Source organism: Sphingomonas xinjiangensis (assembly GCF_014199255.1).
GTDB lineage: Bacteria > Pseudomonadota > Alphaproteobacteria > Sphingomonadales > Sphingomonadaceae > Sphingomonas > Sphingomonas xinjiangensis.
In genome coordinates this window covers 1-22,621 of the sequence record NZ_JACIJF010000021.1, presented here as the reverse complement: position 1 = coordinate 22,621, position 22,621 = coordinate 1, and the positions used below count along the sequence as shown (strand labels likewise).

24 protein-coding genes are annotated in these 22,621 nt (G+C 61.8%); 11 read left to right on the top strand and 13 right to left on the bottom strand.

Annotation, left to right across the window (positions count from 1 at the left end):
• Window positions 1-88: 88 nt before the first annotated feature.
• The 3 genes from FHT02_RS18835 to FHT02_RS18825 form a co-directional block, all read right to left on the bottom strand.
• Entirely contained in the window at window positions 89-874 is a 786-nt protein-coding gene (locus tag FHT02_RS18835) for an SDR family oxidoreductase (protein ID WP_184091343.1), read from the bottom strand.
• A gap of 76 nt (window positions 875-950) precedes the next feature.
• Entirely contained in the window at window positions 951-1,769 is an 819-nt protein-coding gene (locus FHT02_RS18830; protein ID WP_184091341.1) for an alpha/beta hydrolase family protein, read from the bottom strand.
• Between the two features lie 136 nt (window positions 1,770-1,905).
• On the bottom strand, window positions 1,906-2,832 hold the full coding sequence (locus FHT02_RS18825) for an L-lactate dehydrogenase (RefSeq protein WP_184091339.1): 927 nt from the start codon (window positions 2,830-2,832) through the stop codon (window positions 1,906-1,908).
• A 231-nt stretch (window positions 2,833-3,063) separates the two neighbouring features.
• Here FHT02_RS18825 and FHT02_RS21690 point away from each other — a divergent pair, with 231 nt between their 5' ends.
• From FHT02_RS21690 to FHT02_RS18810, 3 genes are all read left to right on the top strand, one after another.
• The gene (locus FHT02_RS21690) at window positions 3,064-3,276 is read left to right on the top strand and encodes a hotdog domain-containing protein (RefSeq protein ID WP_184091337.1); all 213 of its coding nucleotides are present in this window, start codon (window positions 3,064-3,066) and stop codon (window positions 3,274-3,276) included.
• 92 nt (window positions 3,277-3,368) lie between these two features.
• Complete coding sequence (locus FHT02_RS18815) at window positions 3,369-4,034, top strand: HAD family hydrolase (RefSeq protein ID WP_184091335.1); 666 nt, start codon at window positions 3,369-3,371, stop codon at window positions 4,032-4,034.
• Window positions 4,035-4,074: 40 nt separating this feature from the next.
• Entirely contained in the window at window positions 4,075-5,232 is a 1,158-nt protein-coding gene (locus FHT02_RS18810) for a Gfo/Idh/MocA family protein (RefSeq protein ID WP_184091333.1), read from the top strand.
• A gap of 98 nt (window positions 5,233-5,330) precedes the next feature.
• Here FHT02_RS18810 and FHT02_RS22120 read toward each other — a convergent pair whose 3' ends face one another.
• Together FHT02_RS22120 and FHT02_RS18800 are read right to left on the bottom strand one after the other, a co-directional pair.
• On the bottom strand, window positions 5,331-5,552 hold the full coding sequence (locus FHT02_RS22120) for a helix-turn-helix domain-containing protein (protein WP_343057004.1): 222 nt from the start codon (window positions 5,550-5,552) through the stop codon (window positions 5,331-5,333).
• Between the two features lie 182 nt (window positions 5,553-5,734).
• Window positions 5,735-6,745: an SDR family oxidoreductase gene (locus tag FHT02_RS18800; RefSeq protein WP_184091331.1), complete on the bottom strand. Its 1,011-nt coding sequence runs from the start codon at window positions 6,743-6,745 to the stop codon at window positions 5,735-5,737.
• A gap of 306 nt (window positions 6,746-7,051) precedes the next feature.
• Here FHT02_RS18800 and FHT02_RS18795 point away from each other — a divergent pair, with 306 nt between their 5' ends.
• The 4 genes from FHT02_RS18795 (at window position 7,052) to FHT02_RS18780 (ending at window position 8,908) form a co-directional block, all read left to right on the top strand.
• Complete coding sequence (locus FHT02_RS18795; protein ID WP_184091329.1) at window positions 7,052-7,381, top strand: hypothetical protein; 330 nt, start codon at window positions 7,052-7,054, stop codon at window positions 7,379-7,381.
• Between the two features lie 13 nt (window positions 7,382-7,394).
• Window positions 7,395-7,652 (top strand): hypothetical protein, encoded by a 258-nt coding sequence (locus FHT02_RS18790; protein ID WP_184091327.1) that lies wholly within the window; start codon window positions 7,395-7,397, stop codon window positions 7,650-7,652.
• 359 nt (window positions 7,653-8,011) lie between these two features.
• Window positions 8,012-8,446, top strand: coding sequence for a helix-turn-helix domain-containing protein (locus tag FHT02_RS18785; RefSeq protein WP_184091325.1), 435 nt, complete (start codon window positions 8,012-8,014; stop codon window positions 8,444-8,446).
• A gap of 105 nt (window positions 8,447-8,551) precedes the next feature.
• Window positions 8,552-8,908, top strand: a complete 357-nt coding sequence (locus FHT02_RS18780) for a DUF2809 domain-containing protein (protein ID WP_221239583.1) — start codon at window positions 8,552-8,554, stop codon at window positions 8,906-8,908.
• A 235-nt stretch (window positions 8,909-9,143) separates the two neighbouring features.
• On the opposite strand, the gene FHT02_RS18775 is transcribed toward FHT02_RS18780, so the two are convergent.
• On the bottom strand, window positions 9,144-10,250 hold the full coding sequence (locus FHT02_RS18775; RefSeq protein ID WP_184091321.1) for a serine hydrolase: 1,107 nt from the start codon (window positions 10,248-10,250) through the stop codon (window positions 9,144-9,146).
• A 549-nt stretch (window positions 10,251-10,799) separates the two neighbouring features.
• Here FHT02_RS18775 and FHT02_RS22115 point away from each other — a divergent pair.
• Both FHT02_RS22115 and FHT02_RS18770 read left to right on the top strand, forming a co-directional pair.
• The gene (locus tag FHT02_RS22115) at window positions 10,800-10,976 is read left to right on the top strand and encodes a transposase (protein WP_343057003.1); all 177 of its coding nucleotides are present in this window, start codon (window positions 10,800-10,802) and stop codon (window positions 10,974-10,976) included.
• A 140-nt stretch (window positions 10,977-11,116) separates the two neighbouring features.
• On the top strand, window positions 11,117-11,269 hold the full coding sequence (locus FHT02_RS18770) for a hypothetical protein (RefSeq protein WP_184091319.1): 153 nt from the start codon (window positions 11,117-11,119) through the stop codon (window positions 11,267-11,269).
• Window positions 11,270-11,770: 501 nt separating this feature from the next.
• Here FHT02_RS18770 and FHT02_RS18765 read toward each other — a convergent pair.
• Complete coding sequence (locus tag FHT02_RS18765; RefSeq protein WP_184091317.1) at window positions 11,771-11,983, bottom strand: hypothetical protein; 213 nt, start codon at window positions 11,981-11,983, stop codon at window positions 11,771-11,773.
• Window positions 11,984-12,849: 866 nt separating this feature from the next.
• Window positions 12,850-13,272, bottom strand: a complete 423-nt coding sequence (locus FHT02_RS18760; RefSeq protein WP_184091315.1) for a hypothetical protein — start codon at window positions 13,270-13,272, stop codon at window positions 12,850-12,852.
• A 656-nt stretch (window positions 13,273-13,928) separates the two neighbouring features.
• On the opposite strand from FHT02_RS18760, the gene FHT02_RS18755 reads away from it, so the two are divergent.
• Entirely contained in the window at window positions 13,929-14,213 is a 285-nt protein-coding gene (locus tag FHT02_RS18755) for a hypothetical protein (protein WP_184091314.1), read from the top strand.
• A 932-nt stretch (window positions 14,214-15,145) separates the two neighbouring features.
• Here the strand turns inward: FHT02_RS18755 and FHT02_RS18750 are convergent.
• From FHT02_RS18750 to FHT02_RS18735, 4 genes are all read right to left on the bottom strand, one after another.
• Complete coding sequence (locus tag FHT02_RS18750) at window positions 15,146-15,433, bottom strand: hypothetical protein (RefSeq protein ID WP_184091312.1); 288 nt, start codon at window positions 15,431-15,433, stop codon at window positions 15,146-15,148.
• A gap of 3 nt (window positions 15,434-15,436) precedes the next feature.
• Window positions 15,437-18,703, bottom strand: a complete 3,267-nt coding sequence (locus FHT02_RS18745) for an error-prone DNA polymerase (protein WP_184091310.1) — start codon at window positions 18,701-18,703, stop codon at window positions 15,437-15,439.
• Complete coding sequence (locus FHT02_RS18740; protein WP_246352549.1) at window positions 18,700-20,127, bottom strand: Y-family DNA polymerase; 1,428 nt, start codon at window positions 20,125-20,127, stop codon at window positions 18,700-18,702. Before FHT02_RS18740 ends, FHT02_RS18745 begins: the two co-directional genes overlap by 4 nt.
• Window positions 20,128-20,401: 274 nt before the next feature.
• Complete coding sequence (locus FHT02_RS18735) at window positions 20,402-21,163, bottom strand: ImuA family protein (protein WP_184091308.1); 762 nt, start codon at window positions 21,161-21,163, stop codon at window positions 20,402-20,404.
• 429 nt (window positions 21,164-21,592) lie between these two features.
• Here FHT02_RS18735 and FHT02_RS18730 point away from each other — a divergent pair, with 429 nt between their 5' ends.
• Window positions 21,593-21,994, top strand: a complete 402-nt coding sequence (locus tag FHT02_RS18730) for a hypothetical protein (RefSeq protein WP_184091307.1) — start codon at window positions 21,593-21,595, stop codon at window positions 21,992-21,994.
• Window positions 21,995-22,036: 42 nt separating this feature from the next.
• Here FHT02_RS18730 and FHT02_RS18725 read toward each other — a convergent pair whose 3' ends face one another.
• A complete protein-coding gene (locus FHT02_RS18725) occupies window positions 22,037-22,456 on the bottom strand; it encodes a lysozyme inhibitor LprI family protein (protein ID WP_184091306.1) in 420 nt (139 codons plus the stop codon).
• Window positions 22,457-22,621 lie beyond the last annotated feature (165 nt).

Sequence of the window (22,621 nt, the reverse complement as noted above, 5' to 3'; positions counted from 1 at the left end):
GGCGAGCCTCCAGCGTGGCCTTCCTAAACGCCGTAGCCGCGCTCCTACCATTCAGTCGCTGGGTGCCGTGGTACGCCATGCTCGGCGGCTACCCGACAAGCAGCGATTCTGCGCCATCGATCCAGACCGGGGTCCCGGTGATGTGCTTGGCGCGATCCGAGAGCAGGAACAGCACCAGGTCGGCCACTACGTCCGCCGTGCCCGCTTCACCTCTGGTCAAAGGCACCTTGCCTTCCGGATACTCCACCGGCTCTCCGGCGACCGCTTCGTCGCGGTGCGTGGTGCTTTCTTCGATGCCGGTCTCGATCTTACCCGGGCAGACCACGTTCACGCGAATCTTGAACTTGGCCAGTTCGAGCGCCAGCATCTGGGTCATAGCAACCTGCGCTGCCTTGGTGGCGCTATATGCCGTCGCCCCGGGATTGGAGAAGATCCGGGTTCCGTTCACCGAAGCGGTGATCACCACAGCGCCGCCGCCTGCACGCTTGAGGTGTGGGACACCGTAGTGAAGCGTGAGGTACGTGCCGCGTAGATTGGTGTTGATGGTGCGATCCCATTCATCCGGCTCGATCTCATCGATGGGCGCCCAGACGCCATTGATGCCGGCATTGACGAACAGATAGTCGAGCCGGTCGTATTCGCGCACCAGATCGGCTACGGCGCCTTTCATCTGATCTTCGCTCGATACGTCTGCCACCAGGGCCAGTGCCTGGCCACCTGCCGCGGCTATTTCGTTCACTGCAGTCTCCGCCTCATCCCGGTCATGGGTAAGCACGCCCACGGCGCACCCCTCGGCCGCGAGGCGTTGCGCGGTTGCCTTGCCAATGCCGGAGCCGCCACCGGTCACGAGCGCGACCTTTCCTGAAAACTGCATTTCGGGAAGACCTTTCGAGTTGAACGAAGGAAACGATCCAATGACGGTTCGAGTCCTGAACGGGGGTACTCAGCATTCAAACGCAGAGATAATTTTGGATCTCCCGCAGCCACCGCAGCACTTCGCGCTGCAGGGAAATCCTGTGATCCGAGTAGCTATGGTCTGTCGTGAAATGTGCCTGAGACACCTTCCCGGCCGCGCCGATAGCGCTGACCAACGCATCGCTGCCCGACGTGAATCCATCGTCCGAGGTGCATAGCAGCAAGGGGCGGCCTGCAAGGTCACCCGCGAAGTTGGGTAGTCGCCACCGGTCCGCGTTCGACGCTACTTCCGCAGCGAGCGCCTGAGGGGATGTGCCCGACAGGATGTGGAGTCCCATGCTGGTGCCGACATTATCATCCATTACGGCAACCGCGCGATTGTTCGGCAGGTCTCCGAAAGCGCTCCCGAGGTCGGCTGCGGAAATGAGTGCCGCTGCTCTTATGCTTCGGTAACGGGCGGCGACATGGCCTGCGATGAAGCCACCCATGCTGTGGCCGATCACAACCAACGCTTCCGGATCGATCCGCGACCCGGCTATTGCCCCTTCGCGGCGCAGCCAGTCGAATGTTGCTTCGGCGTCCTCGATGCAGTGAGCGAACGAGAATGCGCCCGGGCTGCCCCAAGAACCACGATAGTGACACGTCAGCACGTTCCAGCCGGCCCGCCGCATCGACTGGGCCAGATCAACATTCTGCTCATTGCCCGGAAGACCATGCAACAGCAGGACAGTCGGATGACGTCCTGCGCCCGCTGCGGTGTAAAGAAGGGCGTTGAGATTGACCCCACCGCTGGGGATCGCCTGGGCAAGCGTCTCGGCGGGAAACGAGGCGTCTATGGGTGGATCGCGCGTCAAGGCGTACTCCACCGAGCGTTCGCTCGAGACCGCTCCCTCGCTGAAGTGTGAGGCGCCTTTACGCGCAGGATCGCAAGGGTACATCGTCTACCACTCCGAGGCGGTTAGGCCGTACGTTAGGTACGGCACGACGGTGTCATTCAAGATCCGCCAGCGTCTCCCGCAAAGCGTCTGCCGACGCCAGGAGAGCGGCACGCTCGTCAGCCGAAAGGTCGGGGATCAGCACACGTAGAACCCCGGCTGCGCCGATGAGGCATGGCAAGCTCAGATAAAGGTCGTCGATCCCGAACTGACCGCTGAGGCGTGTCGCGACCGGCAGCACCACACGCTCATCGCGATGGATCGCCTCACAGATGCGCACAATGGCACTTGCAACGCCGAACGACGTATAGCCCTTGCCGTGATTGATCGTGTAGCCGGCGCGCATCACGTCGTGGGCGATTTCAAGCCGGTTGAACGCCTGCTCACCCAGAAACGCGTCGAGAGCGACGCCCCCGATCCGCACGGTGGAATACGCCACGACCTCGCTGTCGCCATGCTCACCCAGCACCAGTGCTTCAACTGCTCCTGGCGCAACGGAAAGCTGATCCGCGACACGCTTTCTGAAGCGATTGCTGTCGAGGAGGGTGCCGGTGCCGATCACGCGCTCCGGCGGAAGCCCCGAGGTCGCCTGCGCCACCTGCACCATGGCGTCGACCGGGTTGGATGAGACGACGAGAACGCCGTCGAAGCCCGCACCCATCGCTTCCTGCACGCAGCCCCGTACGATCGCGGCGCTCTTGGCAGCGATGGATGTGCGGGTCTCGTCGCCATGGGTGGCAGCACCGGCGGTGAGGACGAGGACGTCGGCATCCTTGACGTCAGAATAGTCGCCCGCCCAGATCCGGGCCGGCCGCGCGACGGCATTGGCGTCGGCGATGTCGGTCGCCTCCGCAGCAGCCCGATCGGCATCCCTGTCGATGATCACGATTTCGGCGAACAGGCCACGCAGCATGAGTGCGTAAGCGGCAGTGGCGCCGACATTGCCGGCACCGATGATCGCCACTCGGGAAGATGATGGCATGATGAGTTTTCCTCGGGGTGAGCGATGCGCGGTCCCGCACAGACGCCAGACATTCTGTCGGGCTGTTGCACTGGTCCAGTCTAACGGGCGGCTGTCGCCGCCGTTCCGCAGAAGTCAACAGATCTCAGAAGCTTGATGTGGATCAGTGGGTGAAGATCGCTTCCCAGTGCGAGGGCGACTTTCCTGACCAATGATCGTTGAACCGCCTTAAACCCTTTCGGGAGAGCTATGATGGCCGACACGTTTCCGCAGACGCCCGGGGGTGCCCATCTGCGCACGGTCGCGATGCCGCGCGACGCCAACGCAAGCGGCGACATCTTCGGTGGCTGGACGCTGTCGCAGATGGACCTCGCCGGTGCCACATTCGCCGTCAGCCACTCAGGTCTGCGCGTCGTCACCGTGCGGATCGACGCGGTCGATCAGGGTCGAGCCGCGGAACTCTAGCGATCGTCGCGCGCTCGTTGGCTGCGGCAACGGTGCCCACCTGCATGGGCCGCGTCCAGCGATACGTTATCCTTCCCCGAAAGGCATCTTTCATGGCTATCAAGGCTGTCCTGTTCGACATCGACGGCACGCTCGTCGACAGCAACGATTACCACGTCACGGCCTGGAAGGAGGCGTTCGCAGGGGTCGGCGCCCAGTTCGACCGGCAGGTCATCCACGACCAGATCGGCAAAGGCACGGACATGCTCGTGCCCACCCTGCTGCCGGGCACGGACGAGGAAGCCTTGGAGAAGCTCGGCGAGGCGCATGGCGAAGCGTTCAAGTCGAAGTTCTTGGGTCAGGTGAAGCCGTTTCCGATGGCGCGCGAACTTCTTCAGCGGGTGCAGCAAGCCGGGCAGCAGGTGGTGCTCGCCTCTTCGGCATCGAAGGCGGAGCTCGACCACTATCTCGATCTGCTCGATGCCCGCGACATCGTTTTGGAGACGACCAGCGCCGACGACGTCGAGAACACCAAGCCGGCACCCGACATCTTCGCGACCGCGCTCAAGAAGATTGCGCCGCTCTCCGCGCACGAAGTGATCGTGGTGGGCGACACGCCTTACGATATCGAGGCAGCGAAGAAGTGCGGCATTGCCACCATCGGGCTGCGTTCCGGCAAGTTCCCGGACGAGGCGTTGCAGCAGGCGGGCGCCATTGCGCTGTACGACGACGTCGCGGCGCTGCTGCAGGATTACGACAAGTCACCACTCGCCGGCTGATCCGCGCTTTCCAGCGCATCATTCCAGACGTGAGGTCATCATGAGCATCGCTTCCACCCTCGGGCTCGGGTCCGATCGCAAGGTCCGCTACGCATTCGTCGCGTTGGGCGACATCACGCAGGAAGCGATGCTGCCTGGCGTCAGGCACACCGGTAATTCCGAGATCGCCGCGCTTGTCACCGGCGATCCCGAGAAGGCACTCGGCGTCGGCGAGCAATATGGCATCACCGACTGCTACGGCTATGAGCAGTTCGGTGAGCTTCTCAGCTCGGGCAAGATTGACGCGATCTATCTCGCCACGCCGAACTGGCGGCATGCCGAGTTCGCCATCCCCGCGCTGGAGGCCGGTATCCATGTGCTCGTCGAAAAGCCGCTGGAAATTTCGAGCGAGAAGTGCCGCGCGATCATGGAGGCGGAGAAGGCGTCCAGTGCCAGGTTGATGGTGGCGTACCGTCTCCATTTCGAGCCGGCGACGCTGGCCACGATCGAACTCGTCCGCTCGGGCAAGCTCGGCGAGCTGATCGCGTTCAACTCCACGTTTGCCCAGATGGTCGATCCTGAGAACCACCGCGCAAAGAACGGCGTGCTGGCCGGTCCAATTTTCGACATGGGGCCGTATCCGCTGAATGCCGCTCGTTACATTCTCAACGACGAGCCAACCGAAGTCGTTTCGGCTGTGGGCACCCGCCATCCTGAAGCAGGTCTTGGTGACTTCGACGATACGGTGGCGGTCACGTTGCGCTTTCCCGGCAATCGCCTCGCTCAGTTCGTGCTGTCCTACTATGGGAACACGCTCGACACCTACACGGTAATCGGCACGGAAGGCAGCGTCGAGGTCAATCCTGGCTTCATGTATGGCAAGCCGCTGGAGCAGTTCATTACGCTCGGCGACAAGCAGAGTCACGAGAGCTTCAAGAACACCGACCATTTTGGCGGTGAGATGAAATACTTCTCCGATTGCATTCTCAACGACCGCGATCCTGAGCCCGACGCTGAAGAAGGCTATGCTGACGTTCGGGTGCTAGAGGCTATCGTTCGCGCGCTCGAGACCGGCGAACGGCAGGTGCTGCAGCCGTTCACGCGTACTAGGCGGATCGATACCGACGCGCAGGAGGAGCGGCTTTCTGCGCAGCGCTCGCCCGAACTGGTGAACACCTCCAACCCCGGAAAGGGCAAGGAGAAGGTTCCCAAGAACTAGGGGCCCTCATTCCCCGATTGAGCATCAGACCGAGCAGGAAGCGAGCGCGGCGCTGAACAAGCCGCGCCCGCGTAGACGTCTGCACCAGCCTTTGCCCTCTAGGTCGCTCGCGCAGCAAGTGCCCGATAGAGAGTCGCGTGATGGCACTTCAGCAGCTTTGCCGCCTCCCGAACTGATGTCCCTTCGCCGACCAATCGCTCGTCCAGTGCGATCTGGTCGGCTGTAAGCTTGGACGGACGGCCGAACTGGACGCCGCGTGCCTTACCCCCCTGCTGTCTCGATCGGCCTTCCCTTCGGGAACGTTGTTTCGGCCCTTGCACCCAGCTTCAGCCGACAATGCCGCAAAGCACCTTGCCCGATAGCTGTCATCCGTTCACCCTGGTGTCGCGCAAACGGCGACATACGCACGCTCGGAAATCAGAACATTTGCAACGCCAATTCCGGCGCGGGGCGAGGTGTCCGCTGTCTTACAATTGCAAATCACCGCCCCGTTTGGGGGCGTTCAATCCGTTCCGGTGCCACCTGACGCACCGAAGACCTGCCCACTCGAGTAACTCGTCTCCGCAGACGCAAGTGTGACGTACAGGGGCGCGATCTCCGCGGGCTGGCCCGGTCGACCTAAAGGCGTATCTCCGCCGAACTGGGTCAGTTTATCCTGGGGCTGGCCGCCGCTCGGCTGAAGCGGCGTCCAGAACGGTCCTGGGGCAACCGCATTCACCCGTATCCCTTTAGGGCCAAGCTGCTTTGCCAAGGATTTCGCGAAAGCGACATTCGCTGCCTTCGTCTGCGCGTAGTCGAACAGCGAAGCACCGGGATCGTACGCCTGCACTGACGCCGTGATGATGATTGCCGACCCTTCGCTCAGGTGCGGCAGTGCCGCCTTGGTGATCCAGAATGGTGCGTAGACGTTGGTCTTGAACGTGGAGTCGAACTGCTCCGAAGTGACGTCTGCAAGCGCGTCGACCGATTTCTGTTGGCCCGCATTATTGACGAGGATGTCCAGGCCCCCGAGTTCACGAACAGCCTTTCTCACCATTTCCTGGCAAAAGGCCTCGGTCCGAATGTCGCCAGGAACCGCAACCGCCTTGCGACCTTCTGCACGGATCAGGGCAATTACCTCGCGCGCGTCCGATTCTTCTACAGGGAGATAGCCGATCGCGACATCTGCACCTTCACGAGCGTAAGCAATGGCTGCGGCACGTCCAATGCCGCTGTCGCCGCCGGTGATCAGCGCCTTCCGACCAGCAAGTCGTCCCGAGCCGCGATAGCTCTTCTCGCCATGGTCCGGGCGCGGCGTCATCTCGCTGGCAAGACCAGGGGCTGACTGCGGCTGACGCGGAAAGGGCGGCTTGGGATATTTGTTTACCGGATTGCGCTTCGTAGCAGATGTAACGGCTCCTGCCGCTTGACCCGAACCCGATGCCGCTTGTGCGGTCGCGGCACTTCCAGCCACGCCGAGAGCCATAGCGCCCATTACTTGCCGACGTGATGCCGATGTGTCGTCTTTGCGCATGCTGTGGTTCCTGTCAGATGGGGAATTCGGCAGCTCGTACGGCTGCTACCATGTCTTGACGCATGGTCGCCTGTGTTGTGACAAAGCAGTCGTCCGTCACACGCTCTGACAGGAAGCGCCTGAGCAATCAGGACGTTCCGTGTTTACACGTCTTTCCTAATACCGTTCAGTTGCCGTCCGTATTTCGATCCGACTGAAACCGTCCGGACTCGAGCGCGGGGACATTGCTAACCGCCAATTGTCTAACGCCTCGTGTCCCGGGCGGCTACAGCGGCTATCGGTGAGCTTAACTGTGGGGCGGACAACATGGCTGATCTTAAGCAAATGGTGCGGCGACAGCGGCTTCTCGCCGATTTCGGTGACTTTGGCCAGCAGAGCGACGACCTTGATGCCGTGCTGATGGAGGCTTGTCGGTTGTTCGGCGATGCGCTCGGCACCGACCTCGCCAAGGTCATGGAGATCGAAGCGAACAGCCAGACGCTGTTCGTTCGGGCGAGCGTCGGTTGGCAGCCCGGCGTCGTCGGCGCGCTTGCGTCCCGGATCAGGGGGACGAGGATCGTCGCTCGTCACCGCGAAGGAGGTGTTGGCGGGTCGACGACGACGCGCGGCGAGGTTCTCGGGAGTTCGATTATATGATCCCAGCTGGGACATGATCGTCGAATTGTATGGCGCCACGCGCGAACAGCGGGCTCTTGCGGTCTCCCAGCGGCGTGGTCTGAGTGCCGGATTAACGACAACTGCCTTGCGCCCCATCGAGAATATCGAGGCGCTCGGCAATATCCGTCGCTGGCCTGACCCCGACGACCGTCAGTGGTTAATCGTGACTATGTCGCCACGGCTTGAAGATGCAGACAACTGGCTTGATCTGCAGAAGGGGTCTGAACAACTGGGCCTTTGGCTGGCTTGACCCGCTGCGCCGCGCCCTTCTCTGGTTTCGTGCGGTAAAGCACGAAAATTAAGGGGCCTTTCGTTCGGTAAAGCACGAGTCAGCCGCCTTGCCCGAACCTCCCCCTTCCATGTTTCTGGTTCCACGGCGGGTTCGATGAGAATCGATGCCGAACAGGGAGCGTGCGGTGACCACATAAAAGAATGCCCGGCACGAGGCCGGGCACCCTGCGGAGAACCGCTACCACACGCCGGCAAGCGTGAGGCCTACGTCGAACGTAGTCTTAGGTAGCACCATCCCCAGCCCCGTTCAAGATCGCGCGCCTCGCGCCACGCCTTCCTTATGCCTGGTGACGGCCTCCGAAAATGGAGTGTCGAAGGATGACCTATACCCAGAACGCCTTCACGGGGCGAACCGGGGCCCGCCCAATCTCGGCGCTGGCGCGACATATCGAGCGCGAACTTGCGTTGCGCCTGCCGGAGGCGGGCGACATTGATCGGAATGATCTCTACCGTGTGCTCGACGGAGCCAAGACCGCCGTTGGCCTCAGTGCCTGCGCGCTTGAAACGTTGAAGCACCTCATCAGCTTCACTCGTCCGGGCGACTACAAAGGCGACGCGCGACCTCTCGCATGGCCGAGCAACTACACGCTTGCCGAGCTTGCCGGCGTCACCGAAGGAGCCATCAAGGCTCGACTGCGGCAGCTCCGCAACCTGGGACTCGCTCCCGCAATTACCCCATGTTCAGGTTGCGCATTTGCGCCATCGCGCGAAGGAAGGCAGGTCCTGCATCTAAACTGCATGTGGTGCTGGTAGGTCTCGACTATGCCTAACCCGCATCCGCAGCCTTATGCGCCTCCGCCAATCTCCGAACGCGCTGAGGAGCTGCAGCTACCGGTTTCTCGGCAACGGCCCGGATATGTGCTCGGTGCCGCGCTGCTCCTGATCATTGAGGCTGCGATCGCCCTCATTCTCGATGACTCGATTATACGCCCATACGCTGGTGACAGCTTGGCCGTCGTGCTGGTGTACCTAGTCATCCGCGGCGCGACGCGTTTGGCTTTGATCCCTGCAGTGCTCTACGCTCTCGCCACGGCCTTCGTCATTGAGGTCTTACAGTTGTACCGTTTCGTTGAGGTAATCGGTCTTGGACGAAATCCTGTGGCCAGGGCAGTGCTGGGCACCGGCTTCGATCCCCGGGACTTCCTAGCCTATTCCACCGGTGCTGGAGGCGTTCTGATTCTGGAGCACCTTCTCAGGCGGCGTAGAAGGCTCTGAACTGAGTTTTAGGCGAGGCAGCTGAGCGCCCTGTGGTCGCGCTTCTAGAGCGGCTTTCGCGCTTCTAGGTTCCTGCCGATTGCTTACCTGACCTGCAGGCACTTCGACGACCCATTGCGCAGCGCGAGCCGGCGCAATCACGCTGGCGCGTTGGTCTACCGCCCCGCTCCGCTAAGACCTCGCCAGAAGTCTCCCCATGCGTGCATGCTGCGCTGGCTGACCACGCAAGCGCAGGTTACCCGGTGAAACGCACAACTGCCCTTGTGATGTCGCCCATCACTCGCATACGCGCCGGGATCGGCTCACGCGTGCTGGCGATCATTGCCGCCACTGCATAGCGGTGGCCGTCGGGTGCTACGAGTAGAGCAACGTCGTTGTAGCCGGTGGCTAGGTTGCCGAGTTCCTGCCCTGTTCCAGTCTTGTGCGCGATCGTCCAGCCTGTCCGCAGTCCCGACTTCAGGCGAAGCGCGCCAGTCTTGCTGGCCCTCATCAGCGTCAGCAAAGAGCGCGTAGAGGAAGCAGACAGTAGCTTTCCTCGCGCGAGCAGCGAGATCCCCAGGGTCACCCCGTTCGCTGAGGCTCCGTCGTCCGGGTTCGCAAGGTACCGTCGCATAGCCTTATTGCGTGCCTGGTAGGTCATCGCCGCTCTAGCCCTGAGAAACCCGCCTCCGCCTGCCCATTCAGGCCGCCACTTCAAACCAGCGGTACGTGCCTGGAGCTCGCGCTCTCCAGGTCCGAACCTAACGCCATTGATGCCCTTGCTGGCGAGCATGCGCCGTATAGCACTTGGACCGCCCACCTTGCGGAGCAGGAAGTCATTGCAGGTGTTGTCGCTCTGCGTCATCGCGCAGCGAAGCAGCTCGTTGATCGTCGTCTTGTAGCCATTCTTGCCTATCAGCGCGCGGATCGGCTGATGAAACACCGTCAGGTCGGTCCGGCGGAGGGTCACTCCATCGCTTAGCGAAAGGCGTCCCGAGTCCACGTCTCTCATCACCGCTATAGCGACCCAAAGTTTGCTGACGCTTTGCTGCGGGTGCGCCTTGTCACCATTCCAGGCGATTACCCAGCCTTCGTCGACGTCGCGAACTGATATGGCTATCTGCCCATTGAAGCTCCCGCCCAGTGCCTGAATGGCGTTAAGCAGCCTCGCGGGGGGCTCCGAACGTAGGAGCGATGTTCCAGTTCCCCTTTCCACCGGCGCCCTCGACAAAGCCAGGAAGTGCGAAGGCGTGACCTCGGCAGGGATCGCAGACGCGAGTACGAAGGGAACGAAACCTAGGGAACCCTTGAGAGCAACCGACAGGAGTTGCTGCGATGGTGGCGTGAACGTGCTGATCGTCATTGCGACGCTACCTAACGTCGCCGTCGACTGCGTGAAGCAAAACTTGCCGAGCATGCTGCGACGAATCGAGCGCTGTCTTTGATTAAACGACCCTGCGATATCCGACGTGCAAGCACTTTACGACCGCATCCCGGTCCGCGTCGGCAGCTAGGCGCAAGTAGCTGCCCCTCCCTGCTTCTCGTTAGCTACCGTCCATTCAGGTTAGGGCTCTGCAGGTCAGACGTCGGGGTCGCGTGGAAAACGGCCCGTCCGCTCACGGGTGCTGAAGCGAGGTAAGCGGACGCTTGTTCATGAAGCTCATAACTGGCAGCTACGCGCCCCGTTACTGGTCGTAGCAGCTGAAGCCGAACCCTCGGACAGCGGGCGTTGGCTTAATTCTTGATAAGGCCGAGGTCGTGGGTTTGGTTCTCACCACAAGCAGCATATGCTTGTGTCCCTATGGCGACCCCTATGAAGGGACGTGACACATCCCCGTGGCGCAGGTCTGAGTTGAGCTTAGGCCCTGTTGACATAGTGGACTCCCAATCAGGCTGATCTCTGATTCAAGACTTGCTTTTGGAAGCGGGCTTGGATCGAGGTAATCTGTCGGACGAGGAATGGTCGATCATCGGGGTGCTGCTGCCGTCGGAGCGCGGCCGCAAGGCTCGGCCATCGCACGACAACCGGCGGTTCTTGAACGGTATGCTGCATGTGTTTCGCGTCGGCCGCCCCTTGACTGCCACGTAGCAAGTGCCAAGTGCCGTGGCGAACTTGCTCGACGGGCGACCGTTCGATCCATAAGCTTGGGTGCTGCCCCACCGCTATCACAAGCACGTTCGGGCAAAACCTTTGGCGGCAACACGGCGCGATGCAAGCTCCGCCACTCAGTGTTCGAACAGATCTGCGGAGGCACCGATTTTGTACGCTCTAGCAATGTTGCGTTCCGGCCTGCGAGCTTCGAGTTCGTGACGCCAGTCAATCAGCTTGGTAGGCAGCCCAACCATCTGCTGACCTTCGCCCGCACGGCCTTGCAGATCTGATCGATATTCGAACCAATCGAGCGTTGATGACTCAGTACGTCGACCGCTCCGCCCTGCAGTGTGTTGCAAGGCGTTCGCTCTCTTCCGGAGGTCCGGCCCTCAGCTCGGGAGCGCTATTGGTAGGCCGCTGCCGATTTCTTTTCGGCTGTGGACCTGGGATGCTGCGCTTGTGCCTTGAGGCACGACCGGTCAGCCTCACCTCTCACAGCCTTAAACCGGTCCAACATTCTTGTCTCGAGGTAAGCTGTCGCGAGCTTTTGATGCTCCGCACAGATTGCATCCGGTTTGCCCAGCTGACGAATCAACTACAGCCGGTCCTCAGCGGCGGCGGCGGCGGTAGAGCAGCTGGCCAGGGCTGGGAAGATGAAGACCGGAATTCCTGAACACCCCAAGCGATCTACCCAGCTAGTCTTTCGAAGATTGCAGAGCGCAGCGACCGTCGCGAAACACGCTCGGTTGCTGGCTCCGCGCGGCGTTCAAAGCCTCGAAAGGCTGCGATTGTCAGACTTCATTCTCGTCCGCTTCGTCAGCGTCGACGGCAAGCGCATCCCCCTCATCGTTGTTGAGCTGCTCATTAATGGCGTCGACGATGAGATCAAGCTGGTCATACTGCGCCGTGAATTCCAGAGTTTCGCCTTCGTCGTCTTCGAGATGCAGCCTGTACTCGGCATCTCCAGATGGCGTGATGGTGAACTGTGCCAGTGTCTTCGCCATGTTTCGCTCCCTTGCTTGAACCGGGCCAACCCCGTTGGAGCGAAATGGTTGCCGTTTCGAGGTGTATCCTCGGCCTGGCACCTGCCAACGAGAGGATTCTTGGCTGACATCCTTTGGCAGGAGCTTTGGCCAGGTCACGGTCCTCCAGCGGCAGATGATCCAGGCGAGCTACTGACTTTTGTGGGGAATAGACGTAAGTAAGCGTTGAAGGCTTGTACGGGCGATCAGCTAAAGAAAAAAAATGGACGACCAAGCAGCCTACTCATCGAGGGCAGCGGTGCCAAAGCAGCTGATATCCTGTTCAAGAGCCTCGCGGCGCGCCGCGCGGCGACTAAAACGCGCAAATGAATTTAGGCCTGATCTCGTCCTGCGAGACCACTGGCGAGCACATGACCTGATTGAGGCGCATAAGCGGTTCATCATCGCTGCCGTCACGCCGCGGCTCCTCGTGAGCGCGCAGAGATCGCGCAGGAAATGACGGCTCTACGAATTAGAAGGCAGCAACGCCTTTGCTGCAGGGTCCTCGGCGACACGCGGTTTGAGCTACTTACCCCGAGCTTCAGCAATAGAAGCGCTTAAGTGAGGTGGATAGCAGTCTTACAACAATGCTCAATGCAGATAGCCTAATTGAGCTCCTGCACCTGAAAAAGGATTCTATGGCGAAGAAGCGCATTCGAAGCAGTCCTGAGGCGGAGCTGTTTACAGATGCCGTTAATTACCGCACGGCCAATGGGCCGGAATGGCCCGATTAGCGTTGGCGCACCTTAAACGGCTCTCGGTGGACGCAGATCGAGTGAGTTTCGACCGCTGTGTAGCGCTGATGAAGGTGATGATGCAACTCGATGAGCCCAAGCGCTAGGCGCTTGTCATTGTGCTGCGAGCGTTAGCAGCTGCAGGCTTTTCCGCATCAGAACCTCCGGGGCATGCAATGGAGCAGGCCGGCCACGACGTTCAGGAAGTGCAATCGTGCCGTCTTTAAGGCCCTCATACGTTGCTGTCCTGAAACGCTCGACCGCCCGAGCGGCCTGCTCTCGCGAGCGAGGCGCGACTGAGCGGAGACATTCCTCGGGCGAAGCAGCTTCGTCAGCCGTCCACCAGCTGCACGTGCTCGCGCGAGTGTAGTCAAAGTTATGCCCGATGATCTGCCCGGAGCTATCATTGCACCAGACCACGCATCGAAGCTCGTAGCCTTCTTCAGTATCGTTGAAGATCCGAAACGAACCGTAGTAGGAACTTTCGTCCCACTCCAGCATGTCTGGATCGGCAATGATTCCTCCGATGGCCGACATGATATGTTCCTCTCCAAACGCTGCGTACATTCGCAGCATCAATTCCAGATCACCACACCAGTTCCAGGTTAACACTTCGTTAGGCACCTTTTTGCTGCTGCTCCCGCTAAGACGTTCATCGTCACCTTTGTTGCGCTTCCTCAACGACGTCGCGTACAATGACCGGCCCAACTAGCCTTGCAGGCGGCGCGCTCCCCGGCCGATTAAATCTTGACCCTATGAACTATCTGTCGTGGTCGTCGCCTCGTCCATCGCGCTCCCGGTTGCTATGAAACTTTGCATTGCAATCTGGAGATTCAGTAAGATGAGCGAGTTTCATGATAGTAAAGGGGCTTGCTGAAACGCTGGAGACCAAGGGTCGCGGTGTGCTTCTGCCCGCCCCCGAACGGGATTTGGTGGAAGCTGATTGGCGAGGCTGTCTCGGCCACGAAGGCTGACAGAGGCAATCGCTACCGAAGGTATCAAGCGCGGAACCTTACGATCCAGGTGTACTATTGCCAGAGCGGCCAAGCATGAACGCACGATTCCGCCGCCGTTGGCCGATGTGTCCCTGTTGCTTGTCGCCGCTGCTCGGTTGGCGGGCTGACACTCGGCTTCGCAATTGTAATCCCTCCTACCGGCCGATCATCAGGGTTCCAAGCATACGCCACGCGGGCGTGTCGCGCATCCGCAGCGTGCTCGACTTTGGCTACACGACATACGGGGTGCTCACCCCAGTCCTCGTGGCTACCTTCGCCTTCAGCGACGTGAGCACACTTCGGTTCATGAAGCTGTTTTCGGTGCTGCTGTTCGTCATCGGCTCGGTGTTGATCGTCGAAGGCTATTTACGATTCGGACAGGGGTGGCGTTTAGCGGCCGCAGAGTCCTTCGCAACCAAGCGGTGTCTTCGGCGGGCGGATGGAGGTTTGCAGCGGGGGTCCTGGCGCTGTGCCTCATGCTAGTCGAATTAGGAATTCAACGTGCACCAGGATTCACGTGCTTTCAGGCATGGCGTCGCGACGGATCAAAACGCTCGCGCGAAAGTCCCAGCAGCACGAACATTGGGAATGCCGACGCCTGAATAAGGCCGGCCCCCCGGCCCGAGGAGCTGAGGTCACCTTGAGGTGGTCCGAGAGCCGATTACCCAGTCGAACTCGCTTAATCGACAGCGACAGCGCGGATCGCGACTGAGAAGACGACTTGTCTGAGATGCAGCGTTTTTCGACTTCGGCTGCATCATTCTTGACGTGGTCGAGATGCGAATTGGCGCGGGAACGCAGACTGGCAACGGCGTTCGAATTGCCACTCCAGACAATCAGCGTGATCCTGTTTCGCACGCTGACATGCTCGAGTTCGCGCGCCCGATCAGCGGACCCCCAACGTTCGTATTGGAGGCGGTGCGATTATCCTGCAAGGGAATAATCATCGGGAACGATCGGAGCGGGAAGTGTCGTCACCCGAGACGTACCTGCCAAATCTACTGCCTTACAAATCCTGATTGGTTGCGGTCCATCGCCGGAGTAGAGCAGGATCGGGAAAGCAGCTAAGTTTTAGCTAAGCTCATATCACGGGTTAACTTCGAGAATTGTGCGGTAGCGGTGCGATTTATCTCGGGAGGAGCAGTTCGGTGCTATATCCAAGGGCGAAGCACAGACACCGGTTTAACCGTCGCGTGACCGCGCCTCCTGCACGAGCTGCAGCGTAGGGGTGCTGCAGCTAGCGTGACGTTCTCAGCATACTGGAAACGTGCGAGGATCTTGTCCAACGGAACGTTGATCGTCCGACCGCATTTGCAGACGATGAGCATGTCCGCGCGATCCTCAGCCCACTCCGTCAGAGTGGAGTATGTGCTATCAGCCACCGCCACCTGGTCTCATCGCTTCCGTCGACCAGATCATGACGGCGTTACTTCCTCATAGCATCCAGCGCGCCGCAGCTGCCGGACAATGCCGTTGAACGCGGCAGTGACGCCTTGAGCCCGACCGATCTCGTTCTCCTGCTGGGCAGCGTCCCAGTAAAGCTCGAGCGGCCAGCGTTCCGGACAATGCGGCAACAGGCAGCGCAAGGCGAGCCGGACCTCAACGCCGTCGACGCGGCTGTCTCCCGAGCGCGTAACGCCTGAGCGAAGGATGTGGACGGAGAGCGCGATCACGACGCGCTGATGGCGATGGAGCTTCGCCATGAATCAATGGAAGTCATGCGACTTGAACCGCACGACTTCTTCGGGATCCATGCCGTCTGCATGAGGCGGCCAGTAGCAGTTGCGAGGTTCAGGGCTCCAGGTCTTGTCGCGCTGGTCGGGCGATCCTGGATGCTGACCTGCGTCGCCTCTGCCGGTTCGATGCGGGAACGACATGCCGCCGATGCGGTGGAGCAGAGCGCCATGGTCGATGATCTTCTCGCAGATGACGTGGATCACCTCGCCTTCTTTCTGGACGATCCCCTTCATTCCGATCATTGAGGCGGACATGACGGTGCGGCGCTGCGCTTCGAAACGGTCGGGCCACAGGATGCCGTTGGCGATCCCTGTCTCATCCTCGATGGTGATGAACAGCACGCCCTTGGCGGAGCCGGGCTTCTGGCGGACAAGAATGATGCCAGCGACTTCCACACGTCGGCCGTCCCGAATGTTGGCGAGGTCGGCGCACTTGGTCACACCGCTGCGCGTCAGCTCATCTCGCACGAACGTCAGAGGGTGCGCTCGAAGCGAGAGCTGGAGCGAGCGATAGTCCTCGATAACTTCACGGCCGTCTGTCAGGGGCCGCAGCGCGACACCCGGCTCGATCCCCTCCGCGCTGAAGGTCTCGGCCGAGCGGTCGGCGGCAGCGAAGAGAGGCAGGGGCGCCTCGCCCAAGCCCCTCACCTTCCAGAGCCCCTGCCGGCGATCGGCGCCAAAGGCGTGGAAGGCGTCTCCATCAGCCAGCTTCTCAATCGCGGCGCGCTGCACCCCTGATCGACGCCAGACATCCTCGACGGATTTGAACGGCGTGGTGCTGCGTGCGCCGACGATCTTGGCGCCATCGGCGTTGGAGAGACCGCGGATCTGCCGCAGACCAAGCCGCACGGCGAGGTAGCGCGCGCCGGTTGGCTCAAGCGTGCAATCCCACCGGCTTGCGTTCACACAAGGAGGCCGAACATCAACGCCATGCTCGCGAGCATCACGCACGATCTGTGCCGGCGCGTAGAAGCCCATTGGCTGCGCGTTCATCAGCGCGGCACAGAACACGTCAGGGTGGTGATGCTTCATCCACGACGAGGCGTAGGAGATCTTGGCGAAAGAGGCGGCGTGGCTCTCGGGAAACCCATAGGAGCCGAAACCTTCGAGCTGGCGGAAGGTCCGCTCAGCGAACTCTCGCGGGTACTGACGCGCCACCATGCCTTCGATGAGCTTTTCTGAGAAATGCGACACCCCGCCGGTGAACTTGAACGTCGCCATGGCTCGGCGCAGCTGATCGGCCTCTGCCGGCGTAAAGCCCGCGCCCACGATCGCCACTTTCATCGCCTGCTCCTGGAAGAGCGGCACGCCCAGCGTCTTCTCCAATACCGCTCTAAGCTCAGGGCGCGGATACTCGGGCTTTTCCAGCCCCTCGCGCCGGCGCAGATAAGGGTGAACCATGTCGCCCTGAATTGGGCCGGGACGCACGATGGCAACCTGGATTACTAGATCGTAGAAGCGCCGCGGCTTCATGCGCGGCAGCATCGACATCTGCGCGCGGCTTTCGATCTGGAAGGTGCCGAGCGTGTCAGCCTTCTGGATCATGGCGTAGACCGCGGGATCATCGTCCTGCAGGTCGGCAAGCCCGATGCGGATGCCCTTGTCCTGCTCGAGCATGTTGAAGGCGCGGTTCATGCAGCCGAGCATGCCCAGCCCCAAGACGTCGACCTTCATGAACTTCAGCGCATCGATGTCATCCTTGTCCCACTCGATGATCTGGCGATCTTCCATCGCTGCAGGCTCGATCGGCACCAGATCATCAAGGCGATCATGGGTGAGGACAAAGCCCCCCGGGTGCTGGCTCATGTGGCGGGGCACGCCGATCAGCTTGCGGGCAAGGTCCAGCGTCAGGCGAAGACGACGATCGGCGATGTCGAGGTTGAGCTCCTCGACCTGCTTCTCGCCCACGCCTTCGGCGGACCAACCCCACACCAGCCCCGCCAGCGAGGACGTCAGGTCCTCCGGCAGGCCAAGAGCCTTGCCGACATCCCGAACCGCGCCACGTGCTCGGTAGCGGGTAACCACTGCCGTCAGCGCGGAGCGATTACGTCCATAGGTCTCGTAGATCCACTGGATGATCTCTTCGCGGCGCTCGTGTTCGAAATCGACGTCGATGTCTGGTGGCTCTCGCCGCTCGCCTGACACGAAGCGCTCGAACAGCAGCTCGTGCTTGATCGGGTCGATCGAGGTGATCCCCAGCACGAAGCAGACGCAAGAGTTGGCGGCCGATCCCCGCCCCTGGCACAGGATGCCGCGCCGGCGCGCTTCGCGCACAATTGCGTTCACCGTCAGGAAGTACGGCGCATACCCAAGCTCAGCGATCAGCTTGAGCTCATGGGCGATCTGATTGCAATAGGCCGTCGGCACCTCGCCGCCGTCGAACATGCGGGTAACCGCGTCGGAAGCCAGCTGCTCCAAGGCCTCTTGGGCGCTGAGGCCCTCGATCACCCGCTCGTGCGGATACTGATAGGCGAGCTCGCCAAGGTCAAAGGTGCAGAGGCGGGCGATGTCCACGCTGGCTTGCAGCGCATCGGGATAGGCGCCGAACCGCCGCACCATCTCTTCGGGCGGCTTCAATGCTCGGTCGGCGTTGACCTCACGCCGATAGCCTAGTTCATCGACCGTGCACTTCTCGCGAACCGCCGTCACCACATCCTGCAGCAGGCGAGCCTCAGGGGCGTGGTATAGCACGTCGCCTGTAACCACAGCGCGGACGCCTGCCCCGCCGGCCTGCCGCGCTAGCGCATCGATCCGCACGGTGTCGTTGGGGCGCCGGCGCTGAAACAACGCCATATAGCCACGCCGCCCGTAGATCTTCTTAAGGTCCGACAGTGCCGCGAGGTTCTCCTCGTCGGCCTCATGGGGAAGCAGGATCGCAATCACGCCTTCCGACCAGGGCTGAAGCTCGTTCCAATGGAGGAGGCAGCCGCCCTTTCCTGCCCGCTTCTTGCCGACGGTCAGAAGCCTTGTGATGCGCGACCAAGCTGGACGATCGGTAGGATAGAGCAGCAGGCGACGGCCGCAGGACAGCTCAACCCGCGTACCGGCAATCGAGCGAACGCCGGTGGCCTTCTGCGCTTCCCAGGCTCGCACAACACCGGCGACGGTGCCGATGTCGCTGATCCCGATGGCCGGGTATCCCTGGAGAGCCGCCGCAGCGAACAGTTCGTCAGGGCCGGACGCGCCGCGCAGCAGCGAGAAGTGGGTGAGCACCTGAAGCTCGACATACCGGCTCATGCGAAGATGCCGTGCATCCACCAGGTCAAATCCCCGGTGTGGCCTTCAACGCCGTCGCCACGCCTGAAAACCCAGTAGCGGCCACCCTCTTCATCCTCGACGCGGTAATAGTCCCGAACGGCCCACGTTTCCGCGTCACGGCGCCACCATTCGCCATGGATGCGCTCAGGCCCATCAGCAGCCACAACCTTGTGGGGCTTGCCGCGCCACTCGAAGCGTCTGGGGGGTTGGTCGGGCATTAGTGCCATGACCCCGAAAAGCGGCTCGGCTCGCGCAAACAGCCGTATGGGGCGTTCCCAGCGTGGCCAACTCCCCGTTGCCTCAACGGGGTCGGAGCGCGTTGCCGCTCGCTCTGGTACGTGGCTCTCCAGGGGAACCACCCGGAAGACAGAGCTAGGCCCGATCCTTCCGGCGATCACGTCCACCAAACGTGACGGATCTCGCACCAAGGTTTCGCCGGCAAGTACCGCGCCCAAGTCCGCTGCATCGAGGAGCTCGGTGTGAGGAGCGACCAGGGAGAATTGCTCTAGCCCCAAGCCGGGATCGATGCGCTCGATGCGCAGCTTCAACAGGCGCAGAAGGTGTGAGACCTCACGCGTAGGACGTGAGGTGCCAACCGCCACGGTTTGCTCTCCGCCATCAATGCGCAAGCCGGTCAGACGCAGTGATCGCGCTCCGAGCCCGCGCGCCTGCAGAACCTCTGCCAGGTCGCGGAGCAAGTCGGCCATGACCTGCTCGATGGCCTCTGCCGTCCCAATCGGCTCAAGGAGGCGCCGCTCCACGTGAGGGACTTCGGCATCCTCGCGGGGGGTTATCGGCTCAGCTACTGCGCCAAGCGCCTGATCGAGGCGAGTGATCGCTGGCAGACCCAAGCGTCGTGCAAGCGGCCCTCTGGCGACAGGCAGGAGATCCGCGACGCGCTCGAACCCGAACTTGCGCGCTGCCACCAGCGCTGTTGGTGCTAGCCGCAGGGAAGCAATTGGCAGGGGAGCAATAGCCTGCGCCGTTGCGCCGGGTTCAACCCGGATGATGTCGGAAGGCCCGAACCTCGCCAGCGCATGCGCGGCGCCGGCGGTGTCGGCCACAGCAACGCGAGCGGTAAATCCAGCTCGGCGGCAGAATGCGAGCAATCGGCGGCAAAACCGCTCCTCGCCGCCGTGCAGATGCTCGCACCCGGTTAGGTCGATCCAGATGCCATCCGGCGGCGTCCCCGCCGCGATCGGCGACCAGCGCCGGACCGCAAGCAGCGCCAGGCGGTCCAGCAGCGCCGCGTCTGCCTCAGGCTCGGCAGGGCGGAAGTCGAGATCGGACACCAGTGCGCGAGCATGCGTAGCGGCCATTCCGGGGTGGATGCCGAGCGCGATGGCTGCGCTGCAGGCGGCAACAACCTCCTCACGGCGACCGACGTTGCCCACCAGAGCCAACGGGGCATACTCGACTGCCGGGGGTGCTGCGATCGCCTTCGGGGGGACGGCATTCGCCGCACCTTTGAAAGGATGACTAGCGGCCTCCGAGCGCCGGCCAAGCTCACGCATGAGAGGCTGCGCATGTGTCGGCAGCGAGGCGATCTGTGCCTCGACGTCTTGCCGCGAAGATGTACCCCCTCGTGCCCAGCGCGCGCCAGGTCGCCAGCCACCGCCACGAGGAACGGAGCAGGCACCAGGATCATCGTCGACGGGAAGCTGGAGAGCTGGCCGCTCAGGCAGCCGAGTAGCGGGCCGTTCCAACCGTCTCAGCCGCTCGACGGCCAAATTCGGCAGGAACAGCGAGACGACCCGTCTCATCGCTGCTCTCCACAATCAGAGAAAAGGGAGCGCCGCCACGCTGACGAGTCAGCTCAACAGCCCACCGAGGCCTGCCGACACTCGCGACACGCAATCGCTCTGAAGGCGCAGTGCCGATCCGCCAGCGCGTCCATGCCGCAGATGGCTCGGCAAGCGGATCCTGGTCGCGGCCACGCCGACGGCGAAGCAACAGCACCGGCATGTCGGATTCTGTCGCCACCAGCTGCAGGCGGCGTGTGGCAACCATCGGAACCTTGCTCGCCTCTGCGACGATCACCGAAGGAGTCCCGTCACGTACCGCGTCTTCGATCACGGCAAGCAGCGCAGCATCGTCACGCGGCTGAGCATGGATGACGTTGGCCGGGGGTAGACCGGCTTGGGCCAGGCCAGGCGCGTATAGATCTGCGCGGCAGCTCGCCCACAGCACCGGAGCGCCGGTGTTTGCAGCCTCTCGCGCGGCGATACCTGCCAGGAACAGCGTTGTTGCCGCGTCGTCGACCAGCGAGGCGCTGCGGGCCGTGGCCTCATGAAGCCCTCCGGCCCGCAGTCCCCCTGCCCCGAGCCGGCTATCGATCTCGCCTACCCCAAAGGGCAGCACGCGATAATCGGCTGCTGGCGCAGCGATCGAGCGCAGATGCGCTATGCTAGGCGCGCGGGAATCGAGGGCGGCGGACATCGTGGTTCTAAGACTCCTTCTGTTCTCCTAATGTTCCGTTAGCGCGAGCCTTCGGTCAAGCCCGCCCCCCCCTAACTTGTGGATAAGCGGCGAGAACGGGGGCGGTACGGAGCCGCAACAAACAGGGAAGAATGTGCTTTCCTTCGCGGTTTTCCTGACTCATAGAATCAGGATGCCAATACGGCCCGAGAACCGCTGGCTGGTAAGCGTCCGGTCTGAACCGTGCTTTCGTAAACGGCGCCTTCTCGCCTCCGCGTAAGCGTTTAGCCCGCGACCGTCTGCGTCCGCTTTCGGGTCACGCCCGAAGCTAGCTTTATGGCGACGTTTGGGTGGGGAGCGGAACGGCGGCTTACGGGAAATAACGCTGCTAAACGGACATTGCTTTCGACCAGCGACGCTGCAACGTTTGGCTGATTAGGAGATCCATCGATGATTGTCGCGACGGCGTTGCTGCTCCAGATGGCGTCCCCACCTTCTCCGCCGGCTGGTTCCGGCTCGCACCCGTACCCGGCGCAGAGAAGCGAGCAGATGACTACAGGCAGATGTGGGCGGCAAGACATTGTGGTGCGAAAAACGACGCATGCGGGAACGCTCACGCAGCGCTCGTATCAGTCCGTCGAGGTCAGCATTGCGGGTAAACGCGTGCCGCAGGTGGATGCGATCCGTCTTAACCGCGCTGTGACGGCTTTCGGAGCTGCCTCTAGCGTGGACGTCTACTGCATCGCAGGCCAGGTGGCTCAACTCCGGTTCTATGGGCCTGTCAGCGGTTCTGACCAAGGTAAGCAGATGATCGTGGATTTCGATCGCGATCGCATTACCGATGTCCGGTAATCGGAACGTCACTTGGTGTCGGCTATGACCAGTTCTGGGGCGTTAGCCGCCGAACTTTTCGACCTTCCACCAGTAAGCTGCTTTGAGGTCCACAATGCGATGGCGGGTCACTGCTTCCAAGCAGGCGGGATAGGCTGCGTTGCCGCCGGTGCCCCCATCATAGAGATTCCGCTCAGCAGCACATGCTAGGTCCCGATAGTTGCGCCACGTGCGCTGCGCATCCTCAAACTCTTGTCGGGCTTGAGGGCTCAAGACAGATAGAATCCGTCGGCTTGCCTCGTTGAGAGCGATATCGGCGTCCTTAGCCGCTATGCTGAGGCAACCCGCAAACTCAGCGCCGCTGCCTGCAGATCGACACGGCGCCTCCGCGGCATTCATATGCTGCGCTCTTGCAGGAACGCTGGCGATGAACGGGCTGACGATGGCCGTTGCAAGCAGCATCTTCGAGCTGATCCTGACCATTTCGCCTCCTCCACCGATGTCCGCTTATAGGCAGCGAATTACAACGCGGGAATGACTGACTTTGGGCGGAAGCGGAAGGGCGGCTTCTCTATCGCGGCCTGAGTCAACAGGCGAAGGCTACTCTCCGCTGCCGCAAGGGCACCGGTGTGGTGGATTGGGAAGCGA